Genomic DNA, 13,468 nt, shown 5'->3' with positions numbered 1-13,468 from the left:
AACCCGCATTAACATTGTCTTAGCACAGTTTTTGCACAACGATTTTTCCACGCAGGCAAAGCAGTTATTCGATTGCGTAAATAAAATACGCTGCAAAATTCGCGTCAATTTGTGCCGTTTGGAGAAAATAAAAAATCACCTGCACAAAATCTGCGGCACCGGCCTGTGGACGAGCTGCAGCTTAGTGAAAACAAAGGCGATAAAAGCTCGATAATTTCATTGACATAAAAACTGAGAGGCGTAAAAACATAATCGTTCTTTGACATTTTTCTAAGTTTTCCCAGTTGGTAGTGCGTCCGGGGCTCAAGCTTAGATCACCGCCAAATGCTTCCACAGCGTAGCGGCGCTCGGGAGCAGAAAACCATCAAGCCCGCAAGCTTGGTGGGGGCTGCGCCGCAAGGCGTAGTCAGAAAAAGGCGGAGGGTCGGTGAGGGTCTATAGCAATCTGCTGGGTGAGGAGAACGGAAATCTTGTTGAAGGCAGTATAGAGTCCCGAGGAAGTTAACCGGATTTTCCCGGTTGGTGGTTAGCCCGGAGCCCGAGCATGATCGCGCGCAGTTTGCCGCGGTGAAAGCCGCACAATCTGCGAGAGCAGGTCAGCGAGGGTCTAACGCGAGCTGCTGGCAGAGGAGAATTGGTGAACCGCCCCCTCGGGATTCTTTTATTTTGGAAAGAAGCTCTTAGTAGCTTTTGGCTCTCAGCTTTTTGATTCTCGTCTCCTCTTGATTTTTCTTCCCAAAACAAACAAGTGAAACCGCAGAGATCGCGGAGTTACGCAGAGGCTTTTTGAGTAATTTTCCCGAAGCAGTGTTAGTCTGCGTGCATCTGCGGCGGTTTTGTTTTTGAAAGCTAAGAGCTAAAGGCAAAAGCTTAAGAGCTAACGATTCGAAAATGTGCTAAAACCTTCTTTGCGAGGACAAGAGGGTGCGGTTTTGTCCACAATGCGGCCAGACAGCGCAGGATCATCAAAGGTTCTGCATGGTATGTGGCACGGATGTAAGTGCAATTCCCGCTGTTGGCCCCAGCAGCAACTTTCCGGCGCCGTTGTTCCCTCCTCCCACTCCTGCCAAAACCAGCTCCAAGACGATTTGGCTGGTCGTGGGTGCAATCCTGGTGGTTGTTGCCATTCCTGTCCTGGCGATTGTTGCAGCCGTAGCTGTTCCCACCATCATTAGCAAACAGATAAGCGCCAACGAGGCGGCCGCGGTCCAGAGTCTGCAGAAACTGAACCATGCTTTGACCGTGTACCACGACACATACCAGCACGGATATCCCACCGACCTCGCGCTCCTGGGCCCGCGTGCCAGCGGAGAGCCCAATGAATTTGGCGCGGCGCTGGTAGATTCGTCCCAGACCTTGCCCGAGCAATCCGGGTATCGCTTTTCCTACGATGCCCGCGCGCTGGATGTCGCCGGCCATGCCACGGCCTTTGTGCTGTATGTGGATCCGGTCTCTAATTTCCAGGGAGAGCGTCATTTTTACTTAGATCAAACGGGAATCATCCGCGTTTCCAAGAGAGTTGCGGGGGCAGGAAGTCCTCCTCTGGGATCGGAAGACAGCCAGGATAAGCAGCAGTAAAGATCCTGCAGAAAAAGAAACCCGAAAACGAAGCTGGGGAGCAGCACTAAATTTTGCAAAGTGGGTTCATAATGAATGCTGGTTTGCAGTCAACAGGAGTGAGACCATGAGATTTTGCCCGCAATGCGGAGAGTCCGCGGCCGACGGCCAGAAGTTCTGCATGAAGTGCGGAGCCGATACCAGCGTCTTACCCACGGCCGCCGCGCCCTATTACCCGCCAGCGGCAAAGGCCAAATCGAGTGATAAGACCATCGTCATTGCCGTGGTGGTGGTCGCGATTCTTGTGCTTGCAATCCCTTTGATTCTTATTGTTGCTGCCATTGCCATTCCCAACTTGATGAGGGCCCGAATTTCTGCTAACCAGTCTTCGGCAATTGCCTGTGTGCGTACGATCGTTACCGCAGCCATACAATATCAGGCTGAATACGGTCATTATCCGCAGACGCTCGATCAGCTTTCCCAGCCTCCGGGTAATGCTGCACCCGATGAGAACCACGCCGGCTTCATTGATGCAACGCTGGCCAGCCGTGCCAAAAACGGATATGTGTTTTCTTACCAGGCCTCTGACTCGCACCACGACGGCAAATATGATGCGTTCACGATCAACGCCGACCCCATTCAACCCGGCCGTACAGGCATGAAGTATTATTTCAGCTCAGAGGATGGAGTTGTGAGGATGGAAATCGACCACCAGGCCTCAGCCGAGAGCCCCCCATTGCAATAGCTGCCAGTTAGTCTAGATACAGAAATTCGTTCACAATGAATCGGACTAGTGCATCCAAGGGAACATGAAGCTGAACAAGACGATCTTTACAATAGTTGCCGTCGCGACTATCTGTTTGGTTGTTGCGATTGCCTTTGTTGTGCCGCGGTTCATACAGCTCGGCAATACAGATTCGGCAATTGTCGGCGTCCGTACTATCGTTAACGCTGCGACGACGTATCAGACCGAATATGGCTATTATCCCGACAGCCTTGAACAGATGTCGCAACTAAAGGGAACCACGTCGTCTAAGCAGAATTATGAGTGGCTCACAAACGGAACATGGGCGGACCACCGCAGAAATGGATACGTGTTTACCTACCGGGCCTTCCACAAGAAACACGAAGGCAAACTGGATTCATTCACCATCAATGCCGATCCTATCCAACCCAGCTGCACGGGCTGCTGGCATTTCTTCAGCTCAGAGGATGGAGTCATACATATGGAAAGCGACCAACCGGCTTTAGCCAGCAGTCCGCCGCTCGGAAGTTAGATAACGACCTAAAAAAATAAGGGCGGCACTGAGGCCGCCCTTGTTGAACATTTTAGTTGTAACGATTACGCCGGCTGCTGTCCTGGAGCCATACCCGGAGCGCGTTCCGGTTTGAGTTCCGGCTTCAGCACATGCTGAGGGGCGCCGTCGTTGTCGTTAGGAGTTGGTGGCTTAGGCAAGTCTTTGCCTTCGATCACCAGCTTCAACTCGTTGGCATCGAGCACTTCACGCTCTAGCAGCGCCTTGGCCACGCGGATGAGGGCCTCACGGTCGGTTTCCAGCACGTTCTTGGCCCGCTGATATGCGGCATCCACGATCTTACGGACCTCAACGTCAATCTTCATGGCGGTTTCTTCGCTGAAGTCGCGGTGCTGGGCGATTTCGCGGCCCAGGAAGATCTGCTCTTCCTTCTTGCCGAAGGTCAGCGGACCCAGATCGCTCATGCCCCACTCGCAGACCATCTTGCGCGCCATCTCGGTGGCACGCTCAATGTCATTGCTGGCGCCCGTGCTCATCTGGTTGAGGAAGATCTCCTCCGCCAGGCGGCCACCCATGAGGATAGCAATTTCGGTGTCCAGGTATTCCTTGGTGTAGTTATGCTTATCGGTCTCAGGCAACTGCATGGTTACACCCAACGCCATGCCGCGCGGAATAATCGTGACCTTGTGCAAAGGATCGGCATACGGCAGCTTGGAGGCAACCAGGGCATGGCCTGCTTCATGATAGGCCGTGACCTTTTTCTCTTCATCCGTAAGAAGCAGCGATTTGCGCTCCGCGCCCATGAGAACTTTGTCTTTGGCCAGCTCGAAGTCGAACATGGTGACGGTCTTGCGGTTATTGCGTGCCGCCAGCAGTGCCGCTTCATTCACCATATTGGCCAGATCAGCGCCTGAGAATCCAGGTGTGCCGCGGGCCAATATGTTCAATTCCACATTGTCGGAGAGAGGAATCTTGCGAGTGTGAACGCGCAGAATCTCTTCGCGTCCACGCACGTCCGGACGGCTTACCACTACGCGCCGGTCAAAGCGGCCGGGGCGCAGCAGCGCCGGATCAAGCACATCAGGGCGGTTGGTGGCAGCCACCAGGATGACGCCTTCGTTCGACTCGAAGCCATCCATCTCGACCAGCAACTGGTTCAAGGTTTGCTCGCGCTCGTCATGTCCACCGCCGAGGCCAGCGCCACGGTGGCGGCCCACGGCGTCAATTTCATCAATGAAGATGATGCAAGGCGCATTCTTTTTGCCCTGCTCAAACAGGTCGCGGACGCGGCTTGCGCCCACGCCTACAAACATTTCCACGAAGTCTGAACCGGAGATCGAGAAGAAAGGCACATTGGCCTCGCCGGCCACGGCGCGGGCCAGCAGCGTTTTGCCGGTTCCTGGAGGGCCGACCAGCAGCACGCCTTTAGGAATGCGTCCGCCCAGCTTCTGGAATTTTTGCGCTTCGCGCAGGAATTCGATAATTTCACGCAGCTCTTCTTTGGCTTCGTCCACGCCAGCAACGTCTTTAAACGTGACCTTCTTTTGCTGCATACTCAGCAGCCGGGCGCGGCTCTTGCCAAAGCTGAGGGCCTTGTTGCCCCCGGTCTGCATCTGGCGGATCATGAAGAACCAGAACGCTCCCAGCAGCAGCACCGGCCCGAAGAACATCAAAGCAGTCTGCCAATTGCCCGAGCTTATAGGTTGATATATGAACGGGACTTTCTTCTCGGTCAGAACGTCAATCATGTGCGGATAATTGGGAGGAACCGCGGTACGAAAGGTGCTACCGTCGCGAAGCGTACCCTTAGCCTCATAATTTTCCAGAGAAATGGTTAGTTTTGTAATAGTTCCCTGGTCCACTTCGCTCATGAAGTCAGAAAAGTTGAGTTCCTTTTCCTTGTTGGGACCATTTGATTTGATTACCTGGTACAGCACAATGATGGACGACAGGATGACCGCCCATACCACAATCGTTTTTACGGTTGAATTCACCACGTACTCCTAACTTCTGCAGGTCACAGCCTTACTGGGACCTTGAGACAGCCTCATAACTGTTATGACGCTTGGTGATTAGATGCGTTGTAACCATTTTCGACCGACGCAAAAAACCACTTCCTACGATTCTAAACCCTTTTTAACCAGAGATGGATATAACTAACGTAACTAAAGGATTAGCTTTCTAACCCGTGGGATATTTACCCTAACCCGGATTTCAGCGAACAGTCTCGTCCGGGGGGTTTGAAAAACGGCTGTTTTCAATCCTTACATAGGGCAAATTGCGGTTTAGATGGGGAGATCCGAGGCCATAGCCGGCCACGAACGATTCATCAAGAACAAATCCGTAATAGTCGGGCCGCAGGGAAACCCTACGAGACGAGGATTTATCCAGAAAGGCCGCCAGTTTTACCGAAGACGCCCCCTGAGCCTTGAAATGGTGCATCAGGTAATCGCTGGTGATGCCGCTTTGCACTAATCCTTCAACCAGCAGCACGTGCTGGTTCTTTACATCCACCGAGGGGCTGTAATTGATTTCTTTTCGAGAAATGCCGCCCGCCGAAAGTTCATGCATATGAGGCTTAATGAACTGGCAGATCACGGGCACTTCCAAGTTTCGCACCAGATCAGACATGAACATAAAGCCATTTTCCAGTACTCCGACAACACAGCAGGTCCTGCCCCGGTAGTCATCTGAAATCTGCCGGGCCAACTCGCGAATGCGCTTTTGGATCTGCTCTGGACTCAGCAGAACACGTTCTTCAGTGGCAACTGTCTTACTCAAACCATAACCCTCGTTTATCTACAAACCCGGTGCGCTCTGCGAACCCGGGTGCTTTGGGAACCCGACCCGCTCGCTCGGGACAAACACTCATCAAAAATTCACTTACTCGCTCACAGATTTTCTGTCTCCGACCTCTTCGATTAAGAGGCCGCGCGTGGAAGCTGGCGCATTGGCTGGAAGACTGAAGCAGGCAGGGGATGGAAATCCCCGCATCCACACAATCTGGTTACCGCTGATTACCACCGGCCAGGATCTGCGTTCCGTTTCCGCCATCTTCTGCAGCAACTCCTTCACTTTCTTTGGAGACTTGGTATGGGCTGGCCAAAACCGGTCTCCGGGACGCCAGTTTCTTACAGTCAGCCCGGCGCTAAGGGTCATTGGATTGAGTAGCTGGGCCTGATTATAACTCTGGAACGGTGTTTTCCCCTCTTCTTGCACCGTTACCAGCCGTGCACGGATATACCTTCCGATCTCCGGCACGGCAACCGATCCCGGTACCGGAAGGCGGTATTCATAGTCCTTCGCCGCTACTTTACTTAGACTACCCAACCGCAACATAAGTTCCAAAATCCCATCACGTACGGCCAGATCGGCCGCTCCTCCAGGAAGCGCTACTTGTCTCGGCCTAAGGCCGGCTTTGCCGTGAGCCAGCCGCCGCACGGCCTCGATATGTTCAAAATCCAGAGTGAGTCCATTGCGCTCCGCCACAATACGAATCACGCGGCGCTGGAGGGCCAAAGGTAATTTCAATAAAGAGTCAACCTTCAAGACATTGCGGTCGGCAGCGTAAACTGCGGGCAAAACCTGCTCCACTTGTGAATTCCAATATTCTTCTTCTGCTTGCGCGATTTCCGCATGTTCCGCCAGCACTCGCGTGATTGCCGGATTGAATTCCCGCTCCAACGCGGGAATTAATTCATGCCGCACGCGATTGCGTGTGTGTTCGAGCAGACGATTGCTGGAATCTTCACGCCAGGATTGGTTGATAGAACGCAGGTAATCAAGAATCTCACCGCGAGTGATCGCAAGGAGAGGACGAATGATGCGAGGAGCGCCTAAATTCAGTTGGTGGTGAGTATCCTCAGGGTCCATATCTGCAAGGCTGGTATGAATCCCGCTCAGCCCTCGCGTACCGGCTCCGCGGAGCAGGCGCATGAGTACGGTTTCCGCCTGGTCGTTCTGGGTATGAGCTGTGGCAATCTTGTCGAGCATTGGCACGCTACCGCCTTCCTCCGGTTGAAACAACGTGCCGAAGTACTTATAACGCAGTTTGCGAGCAGCCGCTTCCATGCCCAATCCGTGTTCGCGAGAGTATGCCGGCACATCGTCCTCGCCACTCAAAAAACTCAACCCGAATTTCTCTGCCAGCTCGCGCACAAATCGCTCATCATCATCCGATTCCACACCACGAATTTTATGATTGAAGTGCACAACCACGAGTACGATTCCCAGTTCACTGCGCAATTCGAGCAGGATACGCAGCAATGCCACCGAATCGGCGCCGCCGGAAACCGCTACGCCTGCACGCTCACCGGGTTTAAGGAGGCAGTGCTGGCGAATGAATTTGACAACAGTTTCAATCATTCGAGACCCTTAAAGAAAAAGAAATGGGTATCGGGAACATAAGACTGGCCGATTACTGCACCACTTCATTATCCGACCGTGCCCATATTTGCTCAAAGTCATCGGTAAACCAACTACGAACACGACGCATCAAGAGATCGAGATTATCCATCAGGCTATTTATCTCCCATCGCGGACGAAGGAAAATGTTCCCATCCGCGCACATCCAGGGGCTCAACCCGGCCATCTCCATGAACAATGGTGATCGGAGCGGCGCCTTTTTTGGGCGCCGTGATCTCACCGATGTTGGTGATTCGCGTTCCCCCGAGCGTGTGCGGGAGTTTTTTTCTGCGGGGCGCGGTGAAGAGCAGTTCGTAGTCATCCCCGCCATGCAGGGCAAAAACATACCTGCGCGTATCTTCTTCGAGGCGTTCTCCAAAACTGCGTTTGCGAGAGCGATCGAACGGAATGGCTTCGCGAAGCAATAATGCGGACACTCGGCTCTCAGTGCAAATATGCGCCATATCAGTCGAAAGCCCGTCACTGATATCAATCATTGCAGTTGCCGCGTCTTGATGTTGCAGCCATTGGCCTGCTTTGAGGCGGGGTTGAGGAAGGTAATGAGTGGAAGTGACGGATGGCGAGCGTCGCTGCCCGAGCTTGAATCCAGCAAGCGCCTCCGTCGAACGGCCCAAAGTTCCGGTTACATAGATCAAATCGCCCGGACGCGCTCCGGAACGTAAGATAGCTTTACCTTTTGGCACTCGGCCCAGCACAACGATATCTGCAGAAATGCCCTGGGGACTGGTGGCGATATCCCCTCCTGCTAACGCGACACCAAATCGCGTTGCCAATCGCTGAAAGCCCTTAAAAAATCCATCCACCCATTTCTGAGGGAGACGAGCCGGCATACTCAACGAGAGAAATGCCGCGGTTGGCTCTCCGCCCATGGCGGCAATATCACTCAGCCCTCGTGTCAGGCAGCGATGGCCCACCGACTCGGCGGGATGCCAGTCAAGCCGGAAGTGTACATCTTGAATGCACAGATCAGTGGTGACCAGCAGGTCGTGGGTTTTCGATCCAGCCAATACAGCGCAATCGTCTCCTATGCCGATGCGGATAGCCCCCAGAGCGTCTTTTGCCCCCCGATGCCTGCCCGAAGTCTGGCGCGCTAAAGCCCGGATTTTTTCAATCAGCAATAGCTCCGATAATGGCATTTGATTCAATATACAAGACTTAACAGCACGATATTCATCTCAGAACCAACTCAGAGCAGGCTGCGAGAAACGATATTTTGTTACCAAAGGCCACCTCCCTATGGGCCACCTCACCAAAGGTGTCAATGCGACTGATGTAACTATCTTGTTAATGGAATGAATTGACACGGCCCCACCGCTTTGTTAGCTTTAGGGGGCCGTTTTCCATAATAGGTTCTGTCGCAACGACCCCTGGATGGTTTACAGACCGTCACCGATAGTTTCCTCAATGCTCAAAACCAGGGAGCATTGAATCGGTAACCCAACAGTGGGTCAACCGCAGTAGGTATTAAACAGCACTCGCCCCAGAGTGGGCGGAGGGATTTATATTTTGCGGAAGCGCTACTACATCTTTTTTGTTTGCCGCGATGCCGAAGGGCAGATCCGCAAAATTCCCATTCCTATTCATTACTTATATGTATTTCTTGCCGGCGCCCTGATTGGGATGTTTACCATTACGGGCATCGCCGGCTCCTATACCCGCATGCTGACCAAGGTGGCGCGCTTCAATCAGCTACGGACGGAAAAGGAAATTATTGCCAACCGCTATAACCAGTTGGAGCAGGTAGCGCAGGAAAAAGATACGCAGGTGGCATCGCTAGGGTCGCTGGCAAGCGAAGTTTCTTCCTTGTACGGCCTTAAGTCAGATCCCATTCTGGATAATGCCATTTCCGGTTCTTTGAATCACCAGCAGGTCAACAGTTCTCTGGATCAGCTTTATGCTCTGCGCACTTCTGCGTTGACGGGAGTTACATCCATTGCACTCAGCTCTCCTCTGGTGAAGAATGCAACCACAGCCGACTGGATGCGAATGGCTGAGGCCCCGAATTTGTGGCCGGTCGAAGGAATGGTGACCGGATCGTTCGGTGAACGAATTGATCCCTTCAATGGCGAGGGTGCATTCCACAGTGGAATAGATATTTCCAGCAGTTACGGCCACCCGGTCATCGCGCCCGCAGACGGTGTTGTTACCATGGCTGAAGAAGTAGGCGGTTACGGCCGTTTGATCCAGATTGACCATCACCACGGCATCAGCACACGTTACGGACATCTTTCCGCCTTTGCTGTTATCGCAGGCCAGCATGTGCAACGTGGAGACGTAATTGGTTACGTTGGCCTGACCGGGCGCAGCACCGGCCCGCACCTGCACTACGAAGTCCGCATCAACAACACTCCCGTCAATCCTTACAAATACCTGCGCACGACCCTGGCGCAGGCAGTTGTACTCGCCGCCGGCTCGTAACTTATTTTCTTAATTTTATTTTCTTTAAAACTTCTTCTTCTTTTCCTGTGGTGACGGGGTTGCTTCCGGTTGATTTGTCATCGCTTGAGGCGCATCGCGTGCAAGTTTCCTGATAAATCCAATGGGAACCGTTGCCGTAAAGGTTGCGCGGTTTTCTTCCTGTGTGACCTGCAAGCTGTCAAAAAAGCTTTTTACGTCCGCATCTGGTCCTTGCGTCCCAATATTTGTCTGCAATGAGCGGAAGAGGCTCAAAAGTGTACCCAGCGTGTCGGCAACTTTGCGCGCATCTTCTTCGTTGGAGGTGAGGGCCTGCGCTTTCAGTTCAATGGAGCCGGCAAAGCGGAGAGAGACAACCCAAGTCGTCTGGGCAGGAAGGGGCAGGTCGAACCCACCTGGTAGGCTAAGATTTTGGCTGTTGCTGGAAGAAGAATATTTCCCGATGGCCCACGCCAAACTGCCGAAGGTGACATCTTTGTAGTGCTCGCGTACCAGCGCAGGCTCGATGAACGGCAGGCCCGACTCGGGCGCGCGGTCAATCATTTGATGGATGATTTGGGGACTCTCCACATTGGAAACCGCAACCTGGTTCGCGCTCAAGATTGCCACACGTACCAGCCGGTTTTCCACGGGAATGGTATAGATTTCTTTCCCGCGATAGATCTCTGTGCTGCGGGAGATTTTATGAAAAAAAATGCTTGCGCGGTTGCGGTCAAAGTTCGCTTTAAAGACTTCTGAAAATCTGGTTTCCTGTGCAGCTCCCGCCGGAGCATTTGCATCCGGAGGCGAAGGAAGATGGACTGCAATGCCGACTTCATCCAGATCGCGTTCAAAGTCAAAACCGGTTTGCTCGATAAAATTTTCGTAGTCCTGGTCATGGGCGACTTTTTTCAGGCTGGTGAAAACATTGGCCACGCGCAGCGGCGCCAGGTTCACGTACACCACGGCATCAGAGTCGGGCAGCAAACGGACGCACTCCGGCGCGGCGTGCATCCACATCCAGAGGTAAATTCCCGAGGCGATTGCCGCAACCAGGGCCAGCGCGAGGGCAAAATAGCGTTTTTTTAGTCGCATTCGTGCATCCAAGAGTGGCGGAATATGCTGGTTTCCGTTAAAATTTATTCAGTCGGCATCATAGCATTCTGTTTTGCCGGCATGGTTACTGTTGAATAACACTGCGGCTTGCTGGATCATAGCCGCTGTGCTAACCTTTAAACTTTGTCCCTGGTGTGAAGAACTCTTTGGGACGTTGTGTTTCCATTCAGGGCAGTTCCCGGAAGGAATCAGGCTGGCGTAGCTCAGCTGGTAGAGCATCTGATTTGTAATCAGAGGGTCGGGGGTTCAAATCCCTTCGCCAGCTCCAGTTTTGATCCGCCAGCAGACGGGACGCGGTGCAGGTCTGCAACAGCAACACTCCACTCGAGGAAAATTTCCGGAACGTGGTTTGTCTATAGCTGCTTGGTTCGCAAACGCGGAGCTATGCCTGTAAAAAGGGCGCAGCAGAAAAGTGTTGCTGAGTCCTTAGAGATGGTTTTAAGAGCCGGGTGATTAGAGTTAACGACCGGCCCTGCGCACAGGTGGCCGAGTGGTTAATGGCAGCAGACTGTAAATCTGCCGCTCCTTGGAGCTACGGAGGTTCGAATCCTCCCCTGTGCACCAGGATTTGAGTAGCAGTAAAAAGGGTGAGCGCGGAGCGAGCGCTGGATGGCGTGAGCAGAGCGCGAGGGCGCAGCAGCGAAGCGTTGCGGAGCCCTTAGAGCAAAGCCCTACGGAGGTTCGAATCCTCCCCTGTGCACCAGGATTTTTTACTTTGAGGTTGTGTGACCAAGCTAGGAATTGCGCTGACGATTTATGTTGGAATAGCAATTCTTGCCTGGTTTACGTTGAGCGATCAGCGAATTCGGTTGGTTACTCTTGCGATTCTGGGACTGTTCGCAATTCGAACTGTGACCCACGAGTTTCGCAGGCGCGCCGAAGCTGAGGACAAATAAAGATTTGCTGATGTAGCTCAGTTGGTAGAGCACTCCCTTGGTAAGGGAGAGGTCACCGGTTCAATCCCGGTCATCAGCTCCAGAGATGCAAATTGGGTAAGTGGGTAATTTTGTAATTGAGTAAGTGAAAAGCTGTGAGTCGGAGTGGTTGTGCAATTTGCCCAATTACTAAATTACCCAATTACACAATCGGGAGTTGGCGGGAGTAACTCAGTGGTAGAGTCACAGCCTTCCAAGCTGTTGGTCGCGGGTTCGATTCCCGTCTCCCGCTCCAGGATTAGCCGAAGTCAGGATTAGAAGTTAAGTAGCGAGCGATGACATATACGCAGGCAGGCATTGCAGTTGATAACCAGCAGGTCTTTGGCGAGTTGAAGGCGGCGATTGACGCGGTTTTTGCTCCCCAGGCGGTCGACAAGTTTTTGCGCAGCATGGAAAAGAGCAACCTCCGCATTCGCGATTTTGCCGGTGTGCTGCAAAAGGGGCTTTTGCCACAAGCGCTGGCTGAGCAGCTTTTTAGCTCGCTGGGCACGGCCGATCAGGCGCAGTTGCGCGAACATTATCTGACCAAGCTGGAGCAGGTGGAACCCGCGATTCGCAGCAAGTTTAAGAAGTTGTACTCGTATTACTGAAAGAGAATTTTTTGCCGCGGATGAACGCGGAAAGCGCGGATCAATTCCGCGAAAGATTTAAAGCAAGTAAGAGCAAAGAGCCAGGAGCAAAGAGAGAGAACATGGCGAAGGAAAAATTTGACCGCAGCAAGCCGCACGTGAACGTAGGGACGATCGGGCACATTGATCACGGCAAGACGACGTTGACGGCGGCAATCACGAAGGTGTTGTCCAAGCACAACCCCAAGATCCAGTTCCGTTCGTTCGATTCGATTGATAACGCGCCGGAAGAGCGGGAGCGCGGCATCACGATCGCGACGGCGCACGTGGAGTATGAGACGGCCAACCGGCACTACGCGCACGTGGATTGCCCGGGGCACGCGGATTACATCAAGAACATGATCACGGGAGCGGCGCAGATGGATGGGGCGATCCTGGTGGTGGCGGCGACCGATGGACCGATGCCGCAGACCAAGGAGCACGTGTTGCTGGCAAGACAAGTCGGCGTACCGTATATCGTGGTGTTCCTGAACAAGGTGGACGCGGTAGAAGATGCCGAACTGGTGGACCTGGTGGAGATGGAGGTCAGGGAGCTGCTGAGCAAGTACCAGTTCCCGGGAGACACTCTGCCTATCGTTCGCGGATCGGCGCTGGGAGCGCTGAACGGGGAAGCGAAGTGGGAGAAATCCATTGATGAGCTGATGGAAGCGGTAGACAAGAACGTGCCGTTGCCGGCGCGCGATGTGGATAAGCCGTTCCTGATGCCGATAGAAGATATCTTCTCAATCCAGGGGCGCGGAACCGTTGTTACCGGCCGTATTGAGCGTGGCAAGATCAAGGTCGGCGAGGAAGTCGAGATCGTAGGCTTCCGGGACACGCAGAAGACGGTGGTCACGGGCGTGGAGATGTTCAAGAAGCAGTTGGATGAAGGCCTGGCGGGGGACAATGCCGGGTTGCTGCTGCGCGGAACGGCCAAGGAAGATGTAGAGCGCGGGATGGTGCTGTGCAAGCCGGGCTCGATCACGCCACACACGAAGTTCAAGGCCGAAGTTTACGTTCTGACCAAGGAAGAAGGCGGCAGACATACGCCGTTCTTTAAGGGCTACCGTCCGCAGTTCTACTTCCGTACGACGGACGTGACGGGCGTGGCGGAGTTGCCGGGCGGCACGGAGATGGTGATGCCGGGGGACAACGTGGCGCTGACGATTGAGCTGAT

The 13,468-nt window shown here is 53.5% G+C and carries 12 protein-coding genes and 4 tRNA genes; 11 read left to right on the top strand and 5 right to left on the bottom strand.

Features of this window, described 5'->3' with window-relative positions; all coding sequences use genetic code 11:
- The first annotated feature begins 978 nt into the window (after positions 1-978).
- From VK738_19135 to VK738_19125, 3 genes are all read left to right on the top strand, one after another.
- Positions 979-1,578 (top strand): hypothetical protein, encoded by a 600-nt coding sequence (locus tag VK738_19135; GenBank protein ID HTD24775.1) that lies wholly within the window; start codon positions 979-981, stop codon positions 1,576-1,578.
- A gap of 106 nt (positions 1,579-1,684) precedes the next feature.
- Entirely contained in the window at positions 1,685-2,302 is a 618-nt protein-coding gene (locus tag VK738_19130; protein ID HTD24774.1) for a zinc-ribbon domain-containing protein, read from the top strand.
- 64 nt (positions 2,303-2,366) lie between these two features.
- On the top strand, positions 2,367-2,834 hold the full coding sequence (locus tag VK738_19125) for a hypothetical protein (protein HTD24773.1): 468 nt from the start codon (positions 2,367-2,369) through the stop codon (positions 2,832-2,834).
- A gap of 65 nt (positions 2,835-2,899) precedes the next feature.
- On the opposite strand, the gene ftsH is transcribed toward VK738_19125, so the two are convergent.
- The 4 genes from ftsH to thiL all read right to left on the bottom strand — a co-directional run bounded on the left by ftsH (position 2,900) and on the right by thiL (position 8,374).
- Positions 2,900-4,807, bottom strand: a complete 1,908-nt coding sequence (gene ftsH, locus VK738_19120; protein HTD24772.1) for an ATP-dependent zinc metalloprotease FtsH — start codon at positions 4,805-4,807, stop codon at positions 2,900-2,902.
- 220 nt (positions 4,808-5,027) lie between these two features.
- A complete protein-coding gene (locus tag VK738_19115) occupies positions 5,028-5,594 on the bottom strand; it encodes a phosphoribosyltransferase family protein (protein HTD24771.1) in 567 nt (188 codons plus the stop codon).
- Between the two features lie 102 nt (positions 5,595-5,696).
- Entirely contained in the window at positions 5,697-7,178 is a 1,482-nt protein-coding gene (tilS, locus tag VK738_19110; protein HTD24770.1) for a tRNA lysidine(34) synthetase TilS, read from the bottom strand.
- Positions 7,179-7,333: 155 nt separating this feature from the next.
- Positions 7,334-8,374, bottom strand: a complete 1,041-nt coding sequence (thiL, locus tag VK738_19105; protein HTD24769.1) for a thiamine-phosphate kinase — start codon at positions 8,372-8,374, stop codon at positions 7,334-7,336.
- A 370-nt stretch (positions 8,375-8,744) separates the two neighbouring features.
- Between thiL and VK738_19100 the strand changes: the two genes are divergently transcribed.
- Entirely contained in the window at positions 8,745-9,656 is a 912-nt protein-coding gene (locus tag VK738_19100; GenBank protein HTD24768.1) for a M23 family metallopeptidase, read from the top strand.
- Positions 9,657-9,680: 24 nt separating this feature from the next.
- Here VK738_19100 and VK738_19095 read toward each other — a convergent pair whose 3' ends face one another.
- Positions 9,681-10,727: a hypothetical protein gene (locus VK738_19095; protein ID HTD24767.1), complete on the bottom strand. Its 1,047-nt coding sequence runs from the start codon at positions 10,725-10,727 to the stop codon at positions 9,681-9,683.
- 213 nt (positions 10,728-10,940) lie between these two features.
- On the opposite strand from VK738_19095, the gene VK738_19090 reads away from it, so the two are divergent.
- From VK738_19090 to tuf, 7 genes are all read left to right on the top strand, one after another.
- Positions 10,941-11,016, top strand: a tRNA-Thr gene (locus tag VK738_19090).
- 208 nt (positions 11,017-11,224) lie between these two features.
- Positions 11,225-11,312 (top strand) — tRNA-Tyr (locus VK738_19085).
- A 161-nt stretch (positions 11,313-11,473) separates the two neighbouring features.
- Complete coding sequence (locus tag VK738_19080) at positions 11,474-11,644, top strand: hypothetical protein (protein HTD24766.1); 171 nt, start codon at positions 11,474-11,476, stop codon at positions 11,642-11,644.
- Positions 11,645-11,650: 6 nt separating this feature from the next.
- Positions 11,651-11,726 (top strand) — tRNA-Thr (locus VK738_19075).
- 117 nt (positions 11,727-11,843) lie between these two features.
- Positions 11,844-11,918 (top strand) — tRNA-Gly (locus VK738_19070).
- A gap of 40 nt (positions 11,919-11,958) precedes the next feature.
- On the top strand, positions 11,959-12,273 hold the full coding sequence (locus VK738_19065; GenBank protein ID HTD24765.1) for a hypothetical protein: 315 nt from the start codon (positions 11,959-11,961) through the stop codon (positions 12,271-12,273).
- A gap of 101 nt (positions 12,274-12,374) precedes the next feature.
- Positions 12,375-13,468 (top strand): elongation factor Tu (gene tuf / locus VK738_19060; protein HTD24764.1); only part of this gene is annotated, 1,094 nt, incomplete at its 3' end.

The sequence above is a fragment of the Terriglobales bacterium genome, assembly GCA_035487355.1.
GTDB lineage: Bacteria > Acidobacteriota > Terriglobia > Terriglobales > Acidobacteriaceae > QIAW01.
Note: the sequence above shows the minus strand (reverse complement) of the source record. Positions and strands in the feature narration are given on the sequence as shown.